Source organism: Rhizobium sp. TRM96647 (genome assembly GCF_025780115.1).
Classification (GTDB): domain Bacteria; phylum Pseudomonadota; class Alphaproteobacteria; order Rhizobiales; family Rhizobiaceae; genus Mycoplana.
Window position 1 is genome coordinate 1 of record NZ_JAOXHF010000015.1, and the last position, 21,994, is coordinate 21,994.

General features: G+C 60.9%; 19 protein-coding genes and 2 pseudogenes. 6 read left to right on the top strand and 15 right to left on the bottom strand.

Annotation, left to right across the window (positions count from 1 at the left end; genetic code table 11):
• Positions 1-164: pseudogene (locus OCK02_RS26250) on the top strand (nucleotidyltransferase); the annotation flags it as partial.
• A gap of 205 nt (positions 165-369) precedes the next feature.
• Here OCK02_RS26250 and OCK02_RS21970 read toward each other — a convergent pair.
• The 14 genes from OCK02_RS21970 to OCK02_RS22035 all read right to left on the bottom strand — a co-directional run bounded on the left by OCK02_RS21970 (position 370) and on the right by OCK02_RS22035 (position 11,204).
• The gene (locus OCK02_RS21970; protein WP_263814881.1) at positions 370-585 is read right to left on the bottom strand and encodes a hypothetical protein; all 216 of its coding nucleotides are present in this window, start codon (positions 583-585) and stop codon (positions 370-372) included.
• 135 nt (positions 586-720) lie between these two features.
• A complete protein-coding gene (locus tag OCK02_RS21975; RefSeq protein ID WP_318530160.1) occupies positions 721-1,059 on the bottom strand; it encodes an XRE family transcriptional regulator in 339 nt (112 codons plus the stop codon).
• 166 nt (positions 1,060-1,225) lie between these two features.
• On the bottom strand, positions 1,226-2,536 hold the full coding sequence (gene trbI, locus OCK02_RS21980; protein WP_263814882.1) for an IncP-type conjugal transfer protein TrbI: 1,311 nt from the start codon (positions 2,534-2,536) through the stop codon (positions 1,226-1,228).
• 14 nt (positions 2,537-2,550) lie between these two features.
• Positions 2,551-2,988, bottom strand: coding sequence for a conjugal transfer protein TrbH (gene trbH / locus OCK02_RS21985; protein ID WP_263814883.1), 438 nt, complete (start codon positions 2,986-2,988; stop codon positions 2,551-2,553).
• A 3-nt stretch (positions 2,989-2,991) separates the two neighbouring features.
• Positions 2,992-3,804 carry a P-type conjugative transfer protein TrbG gene (trbG, locus tag OCK02_RS21990; protein WP_263814884.1) on the bottom strand — a complete coding sequence of 271 codons (813 nt, stop codon included), beginning with the start codon at positions 3,802-3,804 and terminating at the stop codon, positions 2,992-2,994.
• A gap of 16 nt (positions 3,805-3,820) precedes the next feature.
• Positions 3,821-4,483 (bottom strand): conjugal transfer protein TrbF, encoded by a 663-nt coding sequence (locus OCK02_RS21995; protein WP_062428114.1) that lies wholly within the window; start codon positions 4,481-4,483, stop codon positions 3,821-3,823.
• A gap of 21 nt (positions 4,484-4,504) precedes the next feature.
• Complete coding sequence (gene trbL, locus OCK02_RS22000) at positions 4,505-5,683, bottom strand: P-type conjugative transfer protein TrbL (protein WP_263814886.1); 1,179 nt, start codon at positions 5,681-5,683, stop codon at positions 4,505-4,507.
• Positions 5,677-5,880 carry an entry exclusion protein TrbK gene (trbK, locus tag OCK02_RS22005; protein ID WP_263814887.1) on the bottom strand — a complete coding sequence of 68 codons (204 nt, stop codon included), beginning with the start codon at positions 5,878-5,880 and terminating at the stop codon, positions 5,677-5,679. Before trbK ends, trbL begins: the two co-directional genes overlap by 7 nt.
• Positions 5,877-6,680: a P-type conjugative transfer protein TrbJ gene (gene trbJ, locus OCK02_RS22010; protein ID WP_263814888.1), complete on the bottom strand. Its 804-nt coding sequence runs from the start codon at positions 6,678-6,680 to the stop codon at positions 5,877-5,879. Before trbJ ends, trbK begins: the two co-directional genes overlap by 4 nt.
• Entirely contained in the window at positions 6,652-9,108 is a 2,457-nt protein-coding gene (locus tag OCK02_RS22015; RefSeq protein ID WP_263814889.1) for a conjugal transfer protein TrbE, read from the bottom strand. Before OCK02_RS22015 ends, trbJ begins: the two co-directional genes overlap by 29 nt.
• Positions 9,109-9,117: 9 nt before the next feature.
• Positions 9,118-9,402 carry a conjugal transfer protein TrbD gene (locus OCK02_RS22020; protein WP_263814890.1) on the bottom strand — a complete coding sequence of 95 codons (285 nt, stop codon included), beginning with the start codon at positions 9,400-9,402 and terminating at the stop codon, positions 9,118-9,120.
• On the bottom strand, positions 9,399-9,776 hold the full coding sequence (locus tag OCK02_RS22025) for a TrbC/VirB2 family protein (RefSeq protein WP_263814891.1): 378 nt from the start codon (positions 9,774-9,776) through the stop codon (positions 9,399-9,401). Before OCK02_RS22025 ends, OCK02_RS22020 begins: the two co-directional genes overlap by 4 nt.
• Positions 9,766-10,737: a P-type conjugative transfer ATPase TrbB gene (gene trbB, locus OCK02_RS22030; RefSeq protein WP_263814892.1), complete on the bottom strand. Its 972-nt coding sequence runs from the start codon at positions 10,735-10,737 to the stop codon at positions 9,766-9,768. The genes OCK02_RS22025 and trbB overlap by 11 nt, the downstream gene beginning before the upstream one ends.
• Before the next feature lie 2 nt (positions 10,738-10,739).
• Positions 10,740-11,204: a hypothetical protein gene (locus tag OCK02_RS22035; RefSeq protein WP_263814893.1), complete on the bottom strand. Its 465-nt coding sequence runs from the start codon at positions 11,202-11,204 to the stop codon at positions 10,740-10,742.
• Between the two features lie 355 nt (positions 11,205-11,559).
• Between OCK02_RS22035 and repA the strand changes: the two genes are divergently transcribed.
• The 5 genes and pseudogenes from repA to OCK02_RS22060 all read left to right on the top strand — a co-directional run.
• Entirely contained in the window at positions 11,560-12,774 is a 1,215-nt protein-coding gene (gene repA / locus OCK02_RS22040) for a plasmid partitioning protein RepA (RefSeq protein ID WP_263814894.1), read from the top strand.
• Complete coding sequence (repB, locus tag OCK02_RS22045; RefSeq protein ID WP_263814895.1) at positions 12,771-13,793, top strand: plasmid partitioning protein RepB; 1,023 nt, start codon at positions 12,771-12,773, stop codon at positions 13,791-13,793. Before repA ends, repB begins: the two co-directional genes overlap by 4 nt.
• A 155-nt stretch (positions 13,794-13,948) precedes the next feature.
• The gene (gene repC, locus OCK02_RS22050) at positions 13,949-15,163 is read left to right on the top strand and encodes a plasmid replication protein RepC (protein ID WP_263814896.1); all 1,215 of its coding nucleotides are present in this window, start codon (positions 13,949-13,951) and stop codon (positions 15,161-15,163) included.
• A 56-nt stretch (positions 15,164-15,219) separates the two neighbouring features.
• On the top strand, positions 15,220-16,179 hold the full coding sequence (locus OCK02_RS22055; RefSeq protein ID WP_263814897.1) for a 3'-5' exonuclease: 960 nt from the start codon (positions 15,220-15,222) through the stop codon (positions 16,177-16,179).
• A 46-nt stretch (positions 16,180-16,225) separates the two neighbouring features.
• A pseudogene (locus tag OCK02_RS22060) lies at positions 16,226-17,140 on the top strand (tyrosine-type recombinase/integrase); the annotation flags it as partial.
• Between the two features lie 98 nt (positions 17,141-17,238).
• Here OCK02_RS22060 and OCK02_RS22065 read toward each other — a convergent pair.
• Positions 17,239-21,843 (bottom strand): Ig-like domain-containing protein, encoded by a 4,605-nt coding sequence (locus tag OCK02_RS22065; protein WP_263814898.1) that lies wholly within the window; start codon positions 21,841-21,843, stop codon positions 17,239-17,241.
• Positions 21,844-21,994: the final 151 nt, after the last annotated feature.

Below are 21,994 nucleotides of genomic sequence, written 5' to 3' on the forward strand. Positions count from 1 at the left end.
TCAACGTGATCAACGAAGCCTATGTGAAGGCACGCTATTCGCCGCATTTCGAGATTTCCGGGGAAGCGTTGCAATGGCTTGTCGAGCGAACCGAACTGCTCATCTCCAGGATCGAGAAGGTCTGCCAGCAGCATCTGATACAGATTGCTCCCGCGGAAGAATGATCGAAAACGTCACAGGGGAAGGCCCAAGATCTTGAGGCACGGCAAGATGTAGCGTGTCTTCTCGACAACCCGGCCCTCGCATTGCATGCAATTGCTCCGCGGAAATGCTCGCGCGGTCGCCAGCTATTCGCACGCGAATCTCGCGGCCCACCCTCGACTGATACCTGTCTGTCCGAATGGCAAACTTGTCAGTATGCTGCGATCGTCATTCGTCGCCGGGCGGCAGATATTTTCGTTCCATCTCAATCGCCATGCTTTGGCCGACGCAGGTTAGGGGTTTTGTACTTGCAGAGAGCCCCCAACGCGCCGAAACAGTGCGACAAACAAAAAACGCACAGACGACCGGCGCGAGACCGTTCTGAAGGTGAGCGTCGAAGCCAAGGCCGACGGCACCGGCTCCGGCTGCGAACAGAAAGCACATATTCGCATCCAACCCAGGGCGGCGGTACGCGGATGACTGCGCAGCACTACAGGGGCAGAGAGGCTCGCCCCGGATCTGCGATCTTGGAGACCGCATCGTTTCTTTCAGGAAGCGCCGTTCTGTTCGACCGGGAGTTCAAGGAACATCGTCGCTTGCCACAACGCCGCCTTCGCCTTCAAGGGTTGCGATCCGACGCGTCTCCGAGCGATTGAACTTTAGCCTTACGCCTATCCCGCCAGTGTCGTCATCGGCCATGAACACGGCACCGGCCTTCTCCAAGGCAGACTGAATCCTTGCGACCGATTCCTGGTCAGGAACGTCCAGTTTCCCCTCGAATTTTGCAATGACATCAACGTCAATGTGGGAAGATGCGGCCAATCGATCCCTGCCAAATTCGACAAGCGCCCGTGCGGCGCGGCATTGAGACCCTGTAATCATGTGCTTCTCCAATGCTTCTGCAGAGGTGACGGTCAAACAAACCTGATCCCTTTGCCCTTGGCAAGACGGGGAGTATTTGCTGTCGGGCAGCCTGGACACGCCGTTCGGGACAAGTGAAAGCGCGTTCTGGGATGCATGGCTGGCGTTCGCATATCGTTTCCCCAGATTGAGGATTGTCGTTCTCAGTCGGTCGAACCGCCGCCTATCGAGACACATGACTCTCTCGATTGGATGGAAAAATGATATCCTGGTCCACCAGCACGTTGAACTTGTAGCCTGGGCGGATCCTGATTGTCGGCTGAACATTCAGATTCTTCGAGATGGTCTGCTCCGCCACCCGGCCGAATGATTCGGCAAAATTTCGCCGCGCGGCGTCTGAGGCCGTATCCTGTGTTGCGAGGGTCGAGCTTTCAGGCATCGACATGTCGATCCCCGTGCCGATGATGGCGACGAGCGCCGCAGAGCCGAAGGTGCGCCAGAGTTGTCGATCGACCTTATCCTTGAAACCTCCATATCCCTCGGCATCCGTGCCGGACATGCCGCCGATCTGAAGTCTCGACCCGTTCGGGAAAATCAGGTCGGTCCAGACGACCAGCACGCGCTCCTGCCCGAACGACACCTTGGAATCGTAACGGCCAAACAGCTTCGCCCCCTGCGGAATGAGCAGTTGGTAGCCGGTTGCGCTGTCATAGACATTCTGGCTGACCTGTGCCGAAATCCTGCCTGGAAGGTCGGAGTTCAATCCCGTGATCATCGTCGCCGGAATAACGGATCCCCGCTTCAACTCGTAAGGCGAGAGTTGCGGAACGACCTGGTTCGGCAGGTAGCCAAGATCCTTGATGTCCTGATTAAAGAAGTCCTCCTTCGACGTCTGGCCGTTTTGGTCGCCGTTCTGTCCGAGCAGCCCGGACTTCATCGCAGCGCTGTAGAGGTCGGATGCACTGTTCGCCGTGGCATTGAGCGGTTGGCGGGGGTCGGCCCTTGTTTCGGAAGCGCTCTTCTGGACTTCGGAAACGTCGACCTTGAGCGGGGAATCAAGGGCTGTCGCCCGCGCCTGCAGACTTGCCATCCTCTGACGCTGCGCTTCGCGGAGAATCTGCTCGTGCTGTTCCCGCTTCAGCCGCGCCTTCCACTCGGCTTCTGGCTCGAGTTGCGATCGCCGTTCCGTCCGGACCTCGTTCTGCCGCCCCACGACGGCCTCTCTCGCCGGCTCGCGCTCGACAACGACAGGCGTCGGCTGAAACACTTCGCGTTGCTCCGGTTCGCCTATGATCCCGTCCGACACGCCTCTTTTCAGTTGATCGCCAAACGTGGTCGCGGGTGACGCGGAGGTGGTGTCGAGTTCATTTCCACGGTTGAAGGAAAGACCACGCCACGACAGGCCGATGATGACGACGCCGAAGAACAGAACGATGATGACGATCGCGACGATGATCGGTAGGCGATTGAGGCGTCGCATGCTCTGTTGGTCGTCAGCATTGCCCGCCGTGCCGAGCTGGAGCGATTGAACCATGGTCTCCCCTCCCCTCAGTTTCGCTGCATGATTGAAAGTGGGCTGGCCGGTGTCGCACCCGCCAACGTCACGGTGTAGGCACGACCGAGCGCAATGGCAGGTGTGGTGACCCGTGCCAGGACCTGTCCGTCGAAACTGTCGATCGACCACGTGACCTCGACAGGTTTCTGATCCTTGCCGATTTTGCCATCGGCAATGACCGTGTATCCCCACCCCTTCAGTGCGGCCTCGAGCGCGGCCGCGTATTCGGACGTGTCTTTGTCCATCTTGAGGGTTGTATTACCGGCTCGTCCGATCTGTTCGGCAAGTCGGCTCGCCATGTCGCCGGCGATGGCGCTGGCGGTCGCGCCGGTGACGGCAATCGGGGTGGAACTTGTGGTCAGCGTCTCATCCGCGGTCTGGCAACTGGAAAGGATGGAGGTGATGATGATGGCGGCGATGGTCTTTCTCATCGGTCAGCCTCCCCGCCGGATCGCGATTTTCTGCTGGCGCCAGCCAACCCCGGAGACGAGCACGGCCTTGTCGACAGCGTAGTCGACGATCATCATGTCGTTCTTCATGCGATAGTTGACGATGCGGTTCTGGCCGCCGCTGACCACGAACAGGACCGGTGCGTCCTGCCCGGAGATGGACCGGGGAAACTGGATATAGGTCTTGGCGCCATCGGAATAGACGCGTTTCGGCCGCCATGAGGCGCCACCACTGACCGAATAGGAGAAGTTCAGCCTGTCCGGAGCGGTTCCCGGAATCCCACCGGTCTCGAGACGTGCGTTGATATCGGCCAGCTTGGTCGATACATCCTCCGGATACTCGAAACCGATCCGGGCCATGTACTGATTTGGATGGGATTTGAGCTGCATATGGTAGGTCCGCCGAGAGGTCGTGACGACCATGGACGTGACGAGGCCGGCCTCCGACGGCTTTACGATCAGGTGGATCGCCTGCCCGCCGGTCGCCCCTGACGTCGCCGGCTCTACCTTCCAGCGGACCGTGTCACCGACAAGCACGTCGCGGACGATCTCGCCGCCCTGCAGCTCGATGTCGCAAACCTGAAGCGGTGAGCAGACAACGGAGGGCTGGGTCTCACCGAACAGGAAGATCACTTTCCCGTCTGGCCCGGTCGTCACCAGACCTGGTGTTCCCCGCCACTTTCGCGAGATGTTGGTCCCCTTCACCTCGTTCGATGTCATGCTCTGTGCCATCGCGCAGTCCGCAAGGACGAGCCCGGCCATGCAGCCGACGGCCGCGATCAATCCTGTTCTGTGCATGTAAATTCCCCTGCCCTTAAAGCTGTGCGGTCCAGTCGAAGTCCTGGACATAAAGACCGATCGGGTTGAGGCGGATGATCGCCTCGTCCTGTGGCGCGGTGAGCGCGACCGTCGCGATGCCACGAAACCGGCGTGTGCCGGTCTCCTTGCCCTTGCGGTCGCGTTCGTATTCGGTCCAGTCAATCTGATAGGTCTGGTTGGAGAGGGCGACGATGTTGTTGACCTCGATGGCGACGGTCGACGTCTTGGCCTTTTCAAACGGCGAGTTGCCGCGGAACCAGGCATTGATTTTCTGGGTCGAGGGATCGGACGTCCTGAGAAGCGCGTAGGTCCGGTCGATGTATTGCTTCTGCACGACCGCGTCGGGTGTGATCGACTTCAGGCTGGTGATGAAGTTGCCAAGAGTTGCGCGGACGACGCGAGCATCGGCATACTCGATCTGCTGGGGGAAGCCGGCCGTAACCGACGTCCCGAGCTTGTCGACCTCGACGATGTAAGGCACCAGCTTGACCTGCGTGCTGAGATACATGGCATATGTGAAACCGATCACGGCCATCGATAGTCCGAGAATGCCGACGATCCGCCATGCGCGGGCGGCCTGGACATAGGAACCATATCGTTCCGTCCATTCCTGCCGCGCGGCAAGGTAAGGGCTGTCGGGTGGCCGGTTTGCTGCCATCGTTTTCTGCCTTTCTGAGGATTATGTGTCGTGTCGTTCTGGCGGTGTTTTGGGGCCGCTTTGTCCGGTGCGGCTCTGATCGAGCTTGGCGTTGGCGAGCCCCATGATCGAACCCGCATAAGCACCGGGTGAACCGATCGCCTTCTCCTTGGCAGCCGAGCCGGCGGCCTTTCCGGCTGATCCTATCCCGGCGCCCATGCCGCGAAGCGCTGCACCCGCCACAGAGGATCCTGCTGCGCGTGCCGACTGAGCAGCAGCGGCGCCGGCCCCGACGGCGCCGGCCGCGAGCGACGCTGCGCCAAGCGCAAATGATGCGGCCTGCCCGCCATGCCGGATGGTTTCCATTCCGCCAGAGACAGACGCCCCTTGAACGACGCCTTGGATGATCGTCGGCACGTACATGGAGATGATAAATACAACCACCGATATGCCGGCGATCGCCAGTGTCGTGATGAACTGATCGTTTTCCGCTGACGGCGCTTGCGCCAGGCCGAGAAGGACCTCCGAACCAATTTTCGCGATCATGACCAGTGCCATGAGCTTCATTCCGACGCCGAAGGCGTAGACCAGATAGCGGACGGCAAAATCCTTCGTAAAGGACGAGCCACCCAAGCCGAGCATGATCATGCCGGCGAGGAGCCCGACATACATCTCGACCATAACCGCGACGAAGATCGCTGCGACCAGGGAAAAGCATATGACGACGACGCCCATGGCAAGGACGGCGGCGATCGCAAGCGCGTTGTCCTCGAATAGGCCGAACTTGGCTTGCTCGGACATCTGCGATGCGACCCGAATACCAGCATCGAACACCTCGGCCGGTGAGGCGGATCCGCCGCCGGCGCCGATCTGGTAGAGACTGTTGACGACGTCCCTCGCAAGCGTTGGTCCCTGGGTCAGAACGAACGCGAAGAAGCCGATGAACATGATGCGTCGAACGAGTTCTGCGAACCAGCTATCAAGGGATGCGGCCTGTATGGCAAGCCAGACGGCGGCGATCCCGACCTCGATCCCGGCGAGGATCCAGAACAGCGACCTCGCAGCGTCCATGATGGTGGTCTCCCATCCCTTGGCGGCCGCCGAGACTTGGTTCTCAAGCTCTGTCAGGACCTGACCCTGCTCTGCGATGGCTGGGGTGGCCAGGATCAGGCAGGCTATTCCCCCAAGTATGAAAGCCTGTTCAAGATTTCGCTTCACCATCGCGGGCGCATCTCCTGGCCTTTTTCGATCGGAGGCAGCTCCTTGGCTGTGCCGAAGAATTTCTCACGGGCGATGCGTTGCTCTTCGCTCATCTCGGGTGATGCCGGGGCGTTCACCGGGACGAGATAGAAAGTGACGCCGGAAGCCGCCGCAGCTACTATGGCCAGCACCACGACGATCAGGACCGGGCGGCTCACCAGCGTGGCTCCATCTTCTGACCGCTCGGGATCGTGGAAACGTCGGCATTGAAGAATTTTTCTCGCCGGGCCTGCGCGAGATCCTTGTCCGTCTGCTCGGTCTGCAGCCATGTTCCCATCATCGTCATTTGTTGGGAGACAAGACCACGCAGCTTCTGCATCTGGGAAACCTGCTGTGCAGCGATCTGGTGTCCGACTTGCAGCGCCTTCATCTGGCCGTCGGCCGACTCCGACATCGTTCGCAGCGAACTCATCGTTCCCTCCTCCGTGTCGAACTGGTCCGCTGTCAGGCGCGCCGCCTTCAGCGTGCTACCGATCGTGTCGCGGTTCGTGTCCGACCAGCTCTGGTAGGTGCTCGAGAAGGTCTCGGCGTTGGGCAGGTTCGTCTTCAGGTCAGCATAGCTCTTGAACCGCTGCTGCAGGACGTCGTCTGCATTGCTCATCGAAAACGAGATGCTCTGCCCTTGATCGACAATGCTTCGCAGACGGTTGAGATCGCTCTCGACCTGACCCCAGATATGATCAGGGAGCTGCGCCGTGTTCTGCAACATGTTCTCGTAGATCTTCAGCTGGTTCTGGATCTGCTCGGCTAGCTGAGTGATCTGCGTCAGCTGGTTATCCACCTGCAGGCCGGAGCTTTTCAGAAGGTCGATGAGCTGCGCGTTATTGGCGAGCTGTGTCCATTCGGTAGCAGCGCCCGTCGCGGATCCCGCGCGGGCGGAGGCAATCGGCGAGAGCGCAATCGCAGCGCTCATCGTGGCGATGATCCAGTTACTGGACATTGAGGTGCGACGTGGCATCGTGAACTCCTCTCGATTCAAGCCAATGGGCAGGCCAGTCCTGGCCGTGTTCCGCCTTCAGCGCGCGGATCCGCTTCAGGTCTTCCTTTCCGGATGCGCCGACGAAGCTCAGCGCCACCGGCCCGAGTGACATATCGAAGAGCCGCCGTCCGTCTGGCGTGGCGACGTAATATTCGCGCTTGGGGATGGCGCCCGAGACGATCTCGATCTGGCGCTCGTTGAACCCGATCCGCTCGTAGAATTCTCGCGTTCCTGGCTCGCGTGCGGCGCCGTTCGGGAGGCAGATCTTCGTCGGGCAGGATTCTTTCAGCACGTCGATGATGCCAGAGCGCTCGGCGTCTGAGATCGATTGGGTCGCGAGTACCACAGCGCAATTTGCTTTGCGGAGCACCTTCAGCCACTCCCGGATCTTGTCGCGGAACACGGGATGCCCGAGCATCAGCCAGGCTTCGTCGAGGAGGATGAGGCTCGGAGAGCCATCGAGCCGCTTCTCGATCCGGTGGAAGAGATAAGTGAGGATGGGCACGAGATTGCGCTCGCCCATGTTCATGAGTTGCTCGATCTCGAAGCACTGGAACGCACGAAGCGTCAGACCGTCCTCTTCCGCGTCGAGAAGCTGACCCATAGGACCATCGACGGTATAGGGATGGAGCGCATCCTTGATCTCGCGCATCTGTACGCCGCTGACGAAGTCCGACAGCGACTTTCCAGGCGCCGTCGCCATCAGCCCGATCTGGCGTGAGATCGCATTGCGATGGTCGGGCGTGATCGTAACGCCCTGCAGGGCGACCAGCATTTCGATCCATTCGGTCGCCCAGGCCCGATCACCATCTGTCGAAAGATCGAAAAGCGGGCAGAATGCCAGCGCTCTCCCCTCCCCGCTCTGTTCGTTGCCGATCTCATAGTGATCGCCGCCGGCAGCGAGCGTCAGGGGAAGGAGCGAATTACCCTTGTCGAAGGCAAAGATCTGCGCGAACTCATAGCGCCGGAATTGTGCCGCGATCAGCGCGAGAAGCGTCGATTTACCCGAGCCCGTTGGTCCAAAAATGAGCGTGTGGCCGACATCGTCGACATGCAGGTTGAGACGAAACGGCGTTGATCCCGAAGCAACCTGCATCAGCGGCGGTGAGTTCGGCGGATAGAAGGGGCACGGCGCCACCGGATTGCCCGACCATACCGAGTTCAACGGAACGAGGTCCGCCAGGTTGCTCGTGTTGATCAGTGGCTCACGGATGTTGGCGTACCAGTTCCCGGGCAGGCTGCCGAGAAACGCATCTGTCGCGTTCAGGGTCTCGACGCGTGCACCGAAGCCCTCCGCCTGGACCAGTCGACGGATGGCTTCCGCCTTCTCCTGCAGGGCGTCGCGGTCTTCGTCGAACAGGATGACGACCGGTGTGTAATAGCCATAGGCAACAAGCTGGGACGAAGCCTGAGCGATGGCGTCTTCGGTCTCCGCCACCATGGTCATGGCGTCCTGATCGACTGATCTGCTCTGCGTCTGGAAGAGCTGATCGAAAAATGGCCGAACCTTCTGTTGCCATTTTTTCCGGGTGCGCTCGAGCTTCTGGCGCGCCTCTTCCGCATCGAGGAAGATGAATCGCGATGACCAGCGATAGGTCAGTGGCATCAGATCGAGATTGTTGAGGATGCCGGGCCAGCTCTCGGCTGGCAGGCCATCGATAGCGACGACAGCGAGAAACCGGTTCTCGACCTTCGGTGTCAGACCATGCTCCAACTCCGCTGTCGCCAGCCAGTCGAGATACATCGGGACATCAGGCAAGCGGATTGGATGGCTCTCCCCTGTAATGCAAAATCGAACGAACTGCAGGAGATCGTCATAGCGTGCGGTGCGCTCCCCTCCCCTCTCGCGGACCTCGCGGGTCAGCATGCGGGCGATCGACAGGGTGTTGGCCAGGTACTGTTCGATTTCCCGGATCGCGTTGCGGAAAACGAACAGCACTGTGTCCGCATAGGATTTCTTCCGGCTTTCCTCGTCCGAATAGATGTATTTGCTGAGCGCCGTCTTCTTCGACTCGAGCGGTCGATAGGTGAGGATGATCGCGTGCTTGCTCTCGAAATGCCCCTGTTCGCGCCCGAAATGGCTCCGGCGCTCGTCATCGATCGCGCGGGTGACAGAGTCCGGAAAATGGCACTGGTCCGGTGTGGGATAGTCGATCGTCGGCACCCGGATGGCTTCGACCTGAATCATCCACCCCGTTCCCAAGCGCGACAGGATCGCATTGATCTGCCGGGACAACTCATTGCGTTCGAGGTCGGTGGCGCTTTCGGAGTCAGGACCGGCAAAGTACCAGCCGGCCATCAGGCTTCCGTCCTTCAGAAGCAGAACACCGTTGTCAACCAGGCCGGCATAGGGAACGAGTTCAGCGAACGATGGACCGGTCGCGCGGAAACGTTTGAGGGCAGCCATTGGACACCTCTAGTATCTACGCCACGGCGCGGCCGTCGGCCGGTAGTGGGGCTTGTAGGAAATGTGACGGGCATAGACCTGCCGCATCAGTGGATCGGCCTTGGCCATCATTCGGAGTAGACCGACGATGACAATCCAGATGGCCACGCCAAAAAGCGCAGAGTAGACGGTCAGCACGACAAAGATCAGGATCACGGCGGCAAGCCCGGTGATCAGCACCAGCTCGCGGTCAGCACCCATCAAGAGGTTCGGCCGCGACAGCGCGCGATGGATGCGGTTGCGGTGGAGGCTCATGACGCCCCCTCCCCTTCCCTGTGCTGATCGAGTCGTGTGACCGGCTCGGCCGGCAAGCCGATCGAAGCACCGGTGGCGCCGAACAGGCCGACGATTGTGGTGGCACCAAGCAGGATGCCGGCGACCAGGACCACGTACATCAGCCTTCGAGCGAAATCGTTGAGCTCGCCGCCGAAGATCAGCATGCCGCCGGCAATTGCGACGGCGGCCAGTGCGATATAGCCCGCGACAGGACCGGTGATGGATTCCTGGATCTGCTCGAGCGGCCCTTCCCAGGGAAGACTTCCGCCGGAGCTGGCGAAAGCAGGCGATGCTGCCGCGATCGCTGCGACAGCGACAACGGCAATTGTCAGGAACGATCGCTTATGCTGCATCGCGGGTCTCCTCTGCGTAGGGTTCCGTCTGGTACTGGCCGCCTGCAAAGCCGGTCACGTGAAGGATCTCGCTGATCCGCCGGCCTTTGGCCGTTCGTTCGATGGAGATGATCAGATCGACCGCATCGCCGATGACCGCCTGCATCGGCTGATGGCTGGCCTCGGCGGTCAGTTGCTCGAGACGCTGAAGTGCGGAGTGCGCGCTGTTCGAGTGGATCGTTGCGACACCTCCCGGGTGTCCGGTGTTCCACGCCTTCAGCATGGTCAGCGCTGCGCCGTCACGGACCTCGCCGACGATGATCCGATCCGGCCGAAGGCGCATCGTGCTTTTCAGGAGACGCGACATGTCAACGGCATCGCTGGTGTGCAGGCTGACTGCATTGTCCGCGGCGCATTGGATTTCAGCCGTGTCTTCGAGGAGGACGAGCCGATCGTCAGGCGAATGTGAAACAATCTCGGCGAGGATCGCGTTGGTCAGGGTGGTTTTGCCGGAACCGGTGCCCCCAGCAACCAGGATATTGAGCTTGGAGGCGATAGCACTGCGGATGACTTCAGCTTGGCGTGTGGTCATGGATTTGCTGGAGACGTAATCATCGAGAGGGATAAGACGTGACGCGCGCCGGCGGATCGTGAAGGAAGGGCCGGAAACGACCGGAGGCAGGAGACCCTCGAAGCGATGCCCCCCAATTGGAAGCTCTCCTGAAACGATCGGGCGATCGTCGTCGACCTCCGAGTTCAGGACGTGAGCGACGCTCCCGATGACAGTCTCGGCGGCAGAACGCGTCATCTCGCCAGCTGCCGACATCCTTTGACCAAGTCGCTCTATGAACAGTTTGCCGTCAGGATTCAGCATGATCTCGACGACGCCCGGATCGTCGAGCGCAACGCAAAGCTGGTCCCCGAGGGCGTTCTGCAATTTGCTCACAAGCCGCGGCAGTGAGCGGCTTTGGGTGCCGAGCATGGTCAGGCTGCCTCCCCCGGGGCGCCCGCAGGATCCGACGAAGGCGGGTTGGGGCGAGGCCGCGCGATACGGAGCCTGTCGGCGGCAGGAATGCCTGCCACATTTCGCATGCCGTTGATCAAGGTTGACCAGCCGGACCAATGCAGCATGTGCTCGCGCTCTACGGCCGTTGCAGTGACGATCGCCCGACAATCTAGGTGCGTCCACTTGACGATACCGGCAAGCATGACATGGGCCACCCAATGCAACTCCATGTGCTGGTGCCGGTCGCGTGTCCGCCGATGGACCGTCGCGCCTACCTGCGTGAGCACCTTCTGCAGCGTCGTCCCGTCGACCTCATTGCGGGGGGTGCACCTGACGTTCCATACTGTCCAACCCCGGGCTATTGGTGATCTCAGGCGGTGCATTCCCTGGAACGGGCATTCCTTACCATTGCTTCCCGGGATGTTGATCGCGACGACGTCCATCGTGCAAATCTCCGTTGCGTTGTCTCAACGAGGTTTGCCGAGGCGCCGGAATTCAATCTACTGGCAAAAGTGTGAGGTCGTGATTCTCCCGATCGGGCACGGCGACGCTTTCTTCCTGGAGTTGTCGTGCTCACAAAAATAATAGTACTGGTACGGCGATCTATGCACCGAAAGGCGCGGTAAGATATTGTTATTAAACAATATGAATGCCGGTTGGCATTGAGCGCGTTCGTCGCGTTAACGTCTCGTTAACCTAAAACCCCTTGCCCGAATCTCAGAATCGGCACTATCGTCGGTGGCGAAATTTTGTAGCTTTCGCGCAAAATATCGCCACTGATAGGAAATGGGTTTTGAGATGGCGAAGACCGCCGTAAAAGAAGCATCTGAAATTGAAGGCTTGACCGCCTTGATGGAGCGTCATGCCGACGCACTCTCAACTCAGCTGCAGGCACATCACCTCAAGGTATTTCCTCCGACAGCTGAGAAAGGCATTCGAACCTTCGGGCCCTCGGAGGCTTCAAGGCTTCTCGGAATCGGCGAGTCATATTTGAGGCAGACGGCGTCAGAAATGCCGGAGCTCAACGTGAGGATGAGCCCGGGTGGCAGGCGGAACTTTTCGATCGACGATATCCATGCCATCCGCACGCACCTGGACCAGATTGGCAGGGGTACGCGTCGCTACCTTCCCCATCGCCGAGGAGACGAGCAGCTACAAGTCGTCTCTGTGATGAATTTCAAGGGTGGCTCTGGGAAGACTACCACAGCTGCGCATTTGGCTCAGTACCTGGCGATGCGCGGCTATCGTGTCCTTGCGATTGATCTCGATCCTCAGGCGAGCCTTTCTGCGCTCTTCGGCAGTCAACCCGAGACGGACGTTGGCCCGAATGAAACCCTTTATGGTGCGATACGCTACGATGACGAGCAGGTCCCCATCGAACATGTTGTCCGCGGAACCTATATTCCCGACCTTCACCTGATCCCAGGCAACCTCGAACTGATGGAGTTTGAGCACGACACGCCGCGCGCCCTGATGCAGCGCAAGGAGGGTGACACGCTTTTCTACGGCCGGATCAGCCAAGTGATCGAGGATATTGCAGGCAACTACGACGTCGTCGTCATCGACTGCCCTCCTCAGCTTGGATATCTGACGCTTTCCGCTCTGACTGCGGCAACATCGATCCTTGTGACGGTTCATCCGCAGATGCTGGATGTGATGTCGATGAATCAGTTTCTAGCGATGACGTCGAACCTGCTGCGGGAAATCGAGAACGCTGGCGCCCGGTTCAAATTTCACTGGATGCGCTATCTCATTACCCGCTTCGAGCCAAGCGATGGACCGCAAAACCAGATGGTCGGCTATCTGAGGTCCATCTTCGGTGAGAATGTCCTGAATTTTCCCATGTTGAAAACCACCGCCGTGTCAGACGCCGGCTTGACCAACCAGACCCTTTTTGAAGTCGAACGCGGGCAGTTCACGCGCTCGACCTACGACCGGGCCCTGGAGGCGATGAACGCGGTTAACGACGAGATTGAAGGCCTGATCAAGAAAGCATGGGGTAGACCGACATGAGCCGGAAGCACATCCTTGGCGTCTCATCGGATGCATTTGACGCGTCTCCTGCCGACAGCCGTCCGCCGAAAAGCCGCTCCATGCCGTTGCTCGGTGTGGCGAGGAAGGAGCGCGATCCGGCGACCAAACTGACAGCGAACATTGGCAACGCCCTGCGCGAGCAAAATGATCGTCTCGGCCGCGCCGAAGAGATCGAGCGTCGTCTTGCTGAAGGTCAGTCGGTCGTTGAACTTGACCCTGCCACGATCGAGCCCTCGTTCGTGCGTGACCGCATGCCCGGAGATATCGATGGACTGTTGGCTTCAATTCGCATGCAAGGCCAGCAGGTTCCTATTCTCGTCCGCCCTCACCCGGAAAAATCCACGCATTACCAGGTGGCCTTCGGGCACCGTCGACTACGAGCTCTCTCAGAGCTCGGGCTTCCGGTAAAGGCGGTTGTGCGTGATCTGACCGACGAACAGCTTGTCGTCGCGCAGGGTCAGGAAAACAACGAGCGAGAAGATCTCACTTTCATCGAGAAAGCGCGCTTCGCACATCATCTCAACAAGCAGTTTCCTCGTGAGATCGTGATTTCCGCGATGTCGATCGACAAAAGCAACTTGTCAAAGATGCTCTTGCTCGTTGACGCTCTGCCCCCCGAGTTGATTGACGCGATCGGCCCTGCTCCCGGTGTGGGACGGCCGAGTTGGCAACAACTGGCAGAATTGCTCGAGAAGGCGTCGACTCCGACAGGTGCATTGCGACATGCGATGTCGGCTGAGGTTCAGGCGCTGCCCTCTGCGGATCGGTTCAAGTCAGTCGTTGTCAGCCTGAAGCCGGGTCGCGTCGCCCGAGGGCTTCCGGGCGTCATGGCCACTCCGGACGGCGCCAGAATTGCACAAGTAACGCAGAGCAAGGCGAAGCTCGAAATCGTCATCGACAAAAAGGCAACGCCCGATTTCGCGGCTTTCGTGCTCGAGCATGTGCCCACCCTCTACCAAGCCCACCGAGACAAGGTTCAACGGAAACAGGGAGAGTAACCGCAAAAGAAAAGAGCCCCCACAACGTCGCCGTCGCGGAAGCCCTTCTGTCTCTGTAGCAAGGATAGAATCGCATTTCCACGAATCGCAGTCAAGAGTCATTTGGCGCCGTTTTGGTGAGCGGATTTCTTTTGCCTTCTGAAAGGTGAAGGAAGATGCAAAGTGGAAGTGTGACGACGCCCTTCGGGCGGCGGCCGGTGACGCTTGCCCTAGTGAAGGGGCAGTTCGAAGCGGCCAACATCAAGGCGGGTAAAATCGCCGACAAATGGAAGATCTACCGGGACGCCTGTGACGCACGCTCGCTGCTCGGCCTGCGCGATCGGGCGCTGGCAGTGCTCAATGCGCTGCTGTCTTTCTATCCGGAGACGGATTTGAGCGAGGAAGCCAATCTCGTCGTGTTTCCTTCCAACGCGCAGCTGTCCGCGCGTGCAAACGGCATTGCCGGCACGACGCTTCGCGAAAACCTCGCGCTTCTCGTCGATGCGGGGCTGATCCATCGCCAGGACAGTCCGAACGGCAAGCGTTACGCGCGTAAGGGCAAAGACGGATCGATCGAAGCGGCCTACGGTTTCAGCTTGGCGCCGCTGCTGGCGCGTTCCGAAGAGCTGGCGCAGATGGCACAACAGGTCGCCGAAGACCGCCGGCGCCTCAAGATCATCAAAGAACGGATTTCGATCTGCCGCCGGGATATCCGCAAGCTGATCTCGGCCGCGGTTGAGGAAGGGGCTTCCGGCGATTGGAGGGTGGCCGAGGCTCACTATCTGGCAGCCATCGCCCGACTCTCACGGGCAAAATCGGAGCAGGAGCTGACCGAATGCCACGAGGAACTGGCTCTTCTGCACGACGAAGTGCTCAACTTGTTGGAACATCAGCTGATTTCGCAGAAAACCGATACCAATGGTGCCGAATACCGTCAGCACATACAGAATTCAAATACCGAATCCCTTAATGAACTTGAACCTAGCTCTCGACAAGAGCAGGGGACGCCGGCGGTGCAAACCAACGAGCCTCTGCGGGAGGCGATCAAGGCGTTTCCGCTTGGCATGGTGCTCCGGGCCTGCCCGGACATCGCGATGTATGGTCCTGGGGGTGCCATATCGAGCTGGCGTGAGCTGATGACAGCGGCGGTGGTTGTCCGCTCGATGCTGGGGGTCAGCCCGTCGGCCTATCAGGAGGCGTGCGAGGTCATGGGGCCGGAAAACGCTGCGGTCGCGACGGCCTGCATGCTGGAGCGGGCAGGGCACATCAATTCGGCCGGCGGTTATCTGCGGGATCTGACGCGCAAGGCGGCGAGGGGCGAGTTTTCGCTTGGACCGATGCTGATGGCATTGCTGAGGTTGAACGGGAAACCGGTGCACAGTACTGGCTGACAGAGGAAAGGTCTGGCCTATGGCCTGCATGCGCCTTGAATTCGAGGGAACTGCTGATGACCATCCAGTTTGATATGTTCGGCGATGAAGCACTAGCGCCTGCCGGGCGCACACGCCCGCTTGCCGACAGCCCGTCCGAAGTCGGGGAAGATGAAATGGTTCGTCGCCTGGAAATGACAGGGCGCTATCGGGTTCTGCAGAAGCTGGATCCAAGGCCGGTTGCAGCAATGCCGAAACCAGGCTTTCCGCTTCGCGGCGTGATCATCGACACGGAGACGACAGGTCTCAGTTTCCGCAAGAACGAGGTGATCGAAATTGGCGCGGTGGCCTTCAGCTTCGATGCTTTTGGCGCAATCGGTGACGTTATCGACGTCTATGGTGGATTGCAGCAACCAAGCGAGGCCATTCCGGCCGAGATCACAAGGATCACCGGTATCACTGACGAGATGGTGGCAGGACAGGTCATTGATTGGGCTAGGCTGGAGGCGCTGGTGGCCGATGCCGAACTGATCGTCGCCCACAATGCCGCGTTCGACCGTCCTTTTTGCGAGGCGCTATCCGCGGCCTTTGCGGACAAGGCATGGGCCTGTTCGGTCTCTGAAATCGATTGGTCCGGGCGCGGTTTCGAGGGGAGCAAGCTTGGTTATCTGGTCGGGCAGGCAGGATTGTTCCATGAAGGCCACCGCGCCGTGGACGATTGCTTTGCACTGCTGGAAGTCCTCGATCGCAAGGTTAGGGGGGAAACGAACTCACCCTTTGCCGAGCTCTACACGGCCAGCAAACAGTCGCGTGTCCGCATCTTTGCCGAGAACAGCCCCTATGATTCCAAGGATCAACTGAAGGCGAGGGGATATCGCTGGTCGGACGGTAGCGATGGCCGGCCGAAGGCCTGGTGGACGGAAGTAGCCGAATCGATGCTCGAAGAAGAACTGCTCTGGCTTCGCGGTGAAATCTATCGCTATGAGGCCACGCCCTTGACGCGCCGCCTGACGGCGGCGGACCGGTTCAAAGCTTGAGTTCGGTTGTCTCCGCGTGCCGAAAGCGGAGCGACGGTTCTAGTTAGCTCCAAACGTTCAGCTGCTGAAGTTGGTCGCCCACCAGCTCTGGGATCCGATTCGACGCGAGAACGAACTGTCGCATGGGATGCCGTCGGAGGTCGAGGTTGGATTGCAAAGCCAAGGACTGCTGCGATCGGAGGGGCCGCATGCGCCGGCGACGGTACGACGACGGCTGACCTCCTGGTCGATCCTGACCCGCTGGCGGGGGGTCACCGGCGGCTTCGCCGCCCCGTCGCTGAAGAGCGCGACGCGGCTGGCCGTCCGCGCCACCGGGCGCCCGCGGCAACGCAAGAGCATGAGCGCGGTTACCTCAGATGTGCTCGCCCAGCTGCTGTCCGCCTGGGCAGGCGACCGGCTGGTCGATATCCGCGATCGCGCCATTCTGCTGACCGTCTTTGCCTCCGGCGGCCGCCGGCGTTCCGAGATCGCCAACCTGCGCGTCGAAGACCTGGTGGAGGAGGAGCCGGTGCATGCCATGCCCGACGATCCGGGCTCGCCTCCCCTCCCCTGTCTGGCGATCTGCCTCGGCCGCACCAAGACCACCGGCCCGGACGACGATGCCCGGTCGTTGATGATCGGCCGTCCCGTGGAAGCGCTGAGAAGCTGGCTGGAGGAAGCCCGGATCGACAGCGGCCCTGTGTTCCGCCGCATCGACCAGTGGGGCAATGTCGATCGCCGGGCGCTGATGGCACAGTCGATCAACCTGATCCTGAAGTCCCGCTGCACCAAGGCCGGGCTCGATCCGCAAAATTTCTTCGCCCATGGCCTGCGCTCCGGCTATCTCAGCGAGGCTGCCAATCGCGGCATTCCACTGCCGGAGGCCATGCAGCAGTCGCAGCACAAGTCGCTGAACCAGGCGGCATCCAACTACAACAATCCTGACCGCAAGCGCGGCCGGGCGGCGCGGGTGATTGTCTGACGAAGGACCGATAGCGTGAGCGGGTGAACCTGTTGCAACTGGATCAAGCCCGCCAGAGATAGCAATGCCTTCGCTCTGCTGAGAGCGAAGGCGGCTCTCTACAAAATGAAATCGCCCTTGGTCAGGCCGATGATGCCGGTCAGTTCGATCTGGAAGTCGGCCTGCTGGTCGCGGTCGGTGTCGCCGTAGACGATGGTGCGGTCGTTCTTCGTGCCCTTCTCGTCGAAGATGCGGAAGATCACTTCGCCGGCCTTGCCGGTGAAGTCGTTCTTGCCGCGCCAGACGAAGTCCTGGTTGCCGGAGCGCGTGCTGTCGGCGTCGATCTTCGACAGGTCGAGCTTGTCCTGCGCGTGGACGAAGTCGGTGATGATGTCGCGCTTGTCGCTGCCCGAGAGCGGGTTGTAACCGCCGTTATTGACAAGGCCGGACTGGCCGGGGGCGGAATCCTTGATCGAGGTGAAGACGAAGGTGTCGCGGCCGGAGCCGCCGGTCATGATGTCGACGCCGGAGCCGCCGGTCAGCCGGTCATTGCCGGAGCCGCCCGAGAGGATGTCGTTGCCGCCCCGGCCCTCGAGCACGTCGTTGCCGCCCTTGCCATCGAGCACGTCGCCGGCGGAGGTGCCGGTCAGCTTGTCCTTGCCGGAGGTCCCCGTCTTCGTTTCCGCCACGTCGGTCACGGCGACCTTGAAGCTCTGCCAGTCCTCGTGTTTCGTGCCGATCGAGGGGTCGTCGAGGCGCACGGTGACGTTCAGCGCGGGGTTGGTCTCGTAGTCGAGCTTGGCCCCCTTCTTCAGCCACAGCGCGCCGTTCTTGATCTCGAACAGCTTCGCGTCGCTGCCGGCGAGCGACAGCTTGTTGTTGCCGCCGTCGGGGTCGGAGATCGACAGCGTCGCCACCTTGCGCGCCGAGGCGGTCGAGGCGTCCTCGGCGATCTTTCGCAAGGTCTGCGTGGCGACGAGCTCCGGTGCGTCGTTGACCGGGGTGACGGCGAGGCTGAAGGTCCGGGCGACCGGGGTCGAGCGGTCCTCGTTGCCGTCCTCGACGGAGACCTTGAAGGAGGCCTTGGTCGATTCGGCACCGGAATGGACGAAGCTGACCTTGCCGCTCGCAAGCTCGGCGCCGGTGAAGCTGGTCGCAGCCTTGCCGTTGACCTGGATCTTGCCGTTCGAGGCGGCGGAGACGGTGAAGCGGACGCCGGCGGCGCTGTCGTCGGGATCGGAGAAGTTGAGGTCGGCGGTGGTGATCGTGTAGCTGCCGCCTTCCTTCACCGTCGCCTTGAGATCGCCGGCAAGCGTCGGCGCGTCGTTGACCGGGGTGACGGCGAGGTTGAAGGTGCCGGCGACCGGGGTCGATCCGTCCTCGTTGCCGTCCTCGACGGAGACCTTGAAGGAGGCCCTGGTCGTTTCTGAACCGGAGTGGACGAAGGTGACCTTGCCGGCGGCGAGCTCGGCGCCGGTGAAGCTGGTCGCGGCCTTGCCGTTCACCTGCACCGTGCCGTTCGAGGCGGCGGAGACGGTGAAGCGGACGCCCGCGGCGTCGTCGTCGGGGTCGGAGAAATTGAGATCGGCGGTGGTGATCGTGTAGCTGCCGCCTTCCTTCACCGTCGCCTTGAGGTCGCCGGTAAGCGTCGGCGCGTCGTTGACCGGGGTGACGGCGAGGTTGAAGGTGCTTGCGACCGGCGTCGAGCCGTCCTCGTTGCCGTCTTCGACGGAGACCTTGAAGGAGGCCTTGGTCGTTTCCGAGCCGGAGTGAACGAAGGTGACCTTGCCGGCGGCGAGTTCGGCGCCGGTGAAGCTGGTCGCGGCCTTGCCGTTCACCTGCACCGTGCCGTTCGAGGCGGCGGAGACGGTGAAGCGGACGCCCGCGGCGTCGTCGTCCGGATCGGAGAAGTTGAGGTCGGCGGTGGTGAGCGTGTAGCTGTCGCCCTCCGCCACTGTCGCCGTCAGGTCGCCGGTGAGCGTCGGCGGGACATTCGGGGGCGGACCGGCGTCGACGGCGTAGTTGGCCGAGACCGTCGTGCCGGAGCCGGCATTGCCGGCGACATCGGTGATGCCGGTCATGTCGAGCGTGATGACGTTGGTGGGGTCCGTGACGTTGGGATTGGCGGTGAGCGTCGCCGTCCAGGTGATGCCGCCATCGGAGGTTGCCAGCCCCGACAGCATACCGTTCGGAACGGTGAAATCGGCGGTCGTCAGACCGGTGACGGCCTCGCTGAAGGTGATCGTGACGGTGGTGGTCTCGAGCGGCGCCAGCACCGCTTTGGAGATGGCGATGGCGGCCGTCGGCCGCACCGTGTCGACGGTGTAATTGTTGGAATCGGTGGTGCCGGACCCGGCGTTGCCGGAGATATTCAGCACTCCGGAATTGTCCAGCGTGATGACGTTGCTCATATCAGCGATGCCGGAGGTGGGCGTGAACGTCGCCGTCCAGGTAGTGCCGCCGTCTGACGAGCTCACCGCGCTGAGCGTGCCGTTGGCAATGATCAGGTTGGCGTTGGTGAACCCGGTCACGGCCTCACTGAAGGTGAAAGTCACCAGCGACTGTTCGCCCGCCTTCAACGCGGTATCGGCGACAATGATGGTGGCCGTCGGACGCACGGTGTCGATGGTGTAGTTGGCGGAGTTGGTGGTGCCCGTCCCGGCATTGCCGGCGAGATCCGCAAGGCCGGCATTGTTCAGCGTGATCAGATTGGTCGTATCCGTGATATTGGCCGTGGGCGTGAACGTAGCCGTCCAGGTGATGCCGCCGTCGGACGAACTCAAGGTACTCAGAGTGCCGTTGGCAATGCTCAGGTCGGAATTGTCGAACCCGGTCACGGCCTCGCTGAAGGTGAAGGTGACCAGCGAGGTTTCGCCTGCCTTCAAGCTGGGGTCTGCGAGAACGATAGTGGCCGTTGGACGTTGGCTGTCAACCGCGTAGTTGTTGGAAGCGGTGGTCCCGCTCCCGGCATTGCCTGCGGCATCGGCCACGCCGGTATTGTCCAGCGTGATGAGGTTGGTCGTATCCGTGATGCCGGCGGAGGGCGTGAGGGTTGCCGTCCAGGTGATCCCGCCGTCGGACGAACTCACCGAGCTCAGCGTGCCATTGGAAATTGTCAGATCGGCATTGGTGAACCCAGTTACGGCCTCGCTGAAGGTGATGGTGACCAGGGAAGTCTCGCCAACACCGAGCGCGCTATCGGCGACGACGATCGTGGCCGTCGGGCGCATCGTGTCGATGGCGTAGTTGTTGGAATCGGTCGTGCCGGACCCGGCATTGCCGGCCCAATCCACAACGCCGGAATTGTCGAGCGTGATGAGGTTGATCGTATCCGTGATATTAGCGCTCGGCGTGAACGTCGCCGTCCAGGTGACGCCGCCGTCGGACGAACTCACCGCGCTCAGCGTGCCGTTGGGAACGATAAGGTCGGCGTTGGTGAACCCGGCAACGGCCTCGCTGAAGGTGATGGTGACGCCCGTCGTTTCGCCAACCGTCAATGCGGTATCGGCGACGACGATGGTGGCCGTCGGACGCACCGTGTCGATGGCGTAGTTGTTGGAATTGGTCGTGCCCGACCCGACATTGCCGAACAAATCCGCAAGGCCGGTGTTGGCCAGCGTGATGAGGTTGGTCGTATCCGTGATGCCGGCGGCGGGCGTGAGGGTTGCCGTCCAGGTGATCCCGCCGTCGGACGAGCTCACAGCGCTCAGTGTGCCATTGGAGATTGTCAGGTCGGCACTAGTGAACCCGGTTACGGCCTCGCTGAAGGTGATGGTGACCAGCGATGTCTGGCCGACACCGAGCGCGCTATTCGAGACGACGATCGTGGCCGTCGGACGCACCGTGTCGATGGCGTAGTTGTTGGAATTGGTGGTGCCCGATCCGGCATTACCGGCGAGATCCGCAACGCCGGTATTGTCCAGCGTGATCAGATTGGTCGTATCCGTGATATTGGCCGTGGGCGTGAACGTAGCCGTCCAGGTGATGCCGCCGTCGGACGAACTCACAGCGCTCAGCGTGCCATTGGAAATTGTCAGGTCGGCATTGGTGAACCCGGTCACGGCCTCGCCGAAGGTGATGGTGACCAGCGATGTCTGGCCGACACCGAGAGCGCTATTGGAGACGACGATCGTGGCTGTCGGACGCACCGTGTCGATGGCGTAGTTGTTGGAATTGGTGGTGCTCGACCCGGCATTGCCGGCGGCATCCACAACGCCGGTATTGTCCAGCGTGATCAGATTGGTCGAATCCGTGATATTGGCCGTGGGCGTGAACGTTGCCGTCCAGGTGATGCCACCGTCGGACGAACTCACCGCACTCAGCGTCCCGTTGGAAACGACAAGGTCGGCGTTGGTGAACCCGCTCACCGCCTCGCTGAAGGTGATGGTGACGCCCGTCGTTTCGCCAATCTTCAATGCGGTGTCGGCGACGACGATCGAGGCCGTGGGGGGCGTGGTGTCCAATGTGGTCGCACCCACGGCAATATCGTCGATAAGGAAATAGAAATCCCTTGTTCCGTTTTGCTGCACGATGCGAAATTCGTCGATGCCGTCCCATGCCGCTCCGCTGAATGTCACCGTGATCGGGCTGCCGTTAGTTGGGAGCGAAAAATCCTGCAACGCGCCGGCAATCGGCGAGCCATCCCGGTAGCCGACCACGCGGATATCAGGATCCATGCTGTCGGAGCCTGCTTCATAGCGCATGATTGCGAAACTCTGGAGCAAGAACTCCTCCCCGGACGTCCCGCCGAAGCTCACCGCATCCCCCCCCAGACCGGGAGCATCACCTGTTACGAAAAGGGCATGGTCCGATCCCGTCGAAATTGGCGCTATGTTGTTGTTGACCTCGATGTATTCGATCGACGTACCGTTCAGA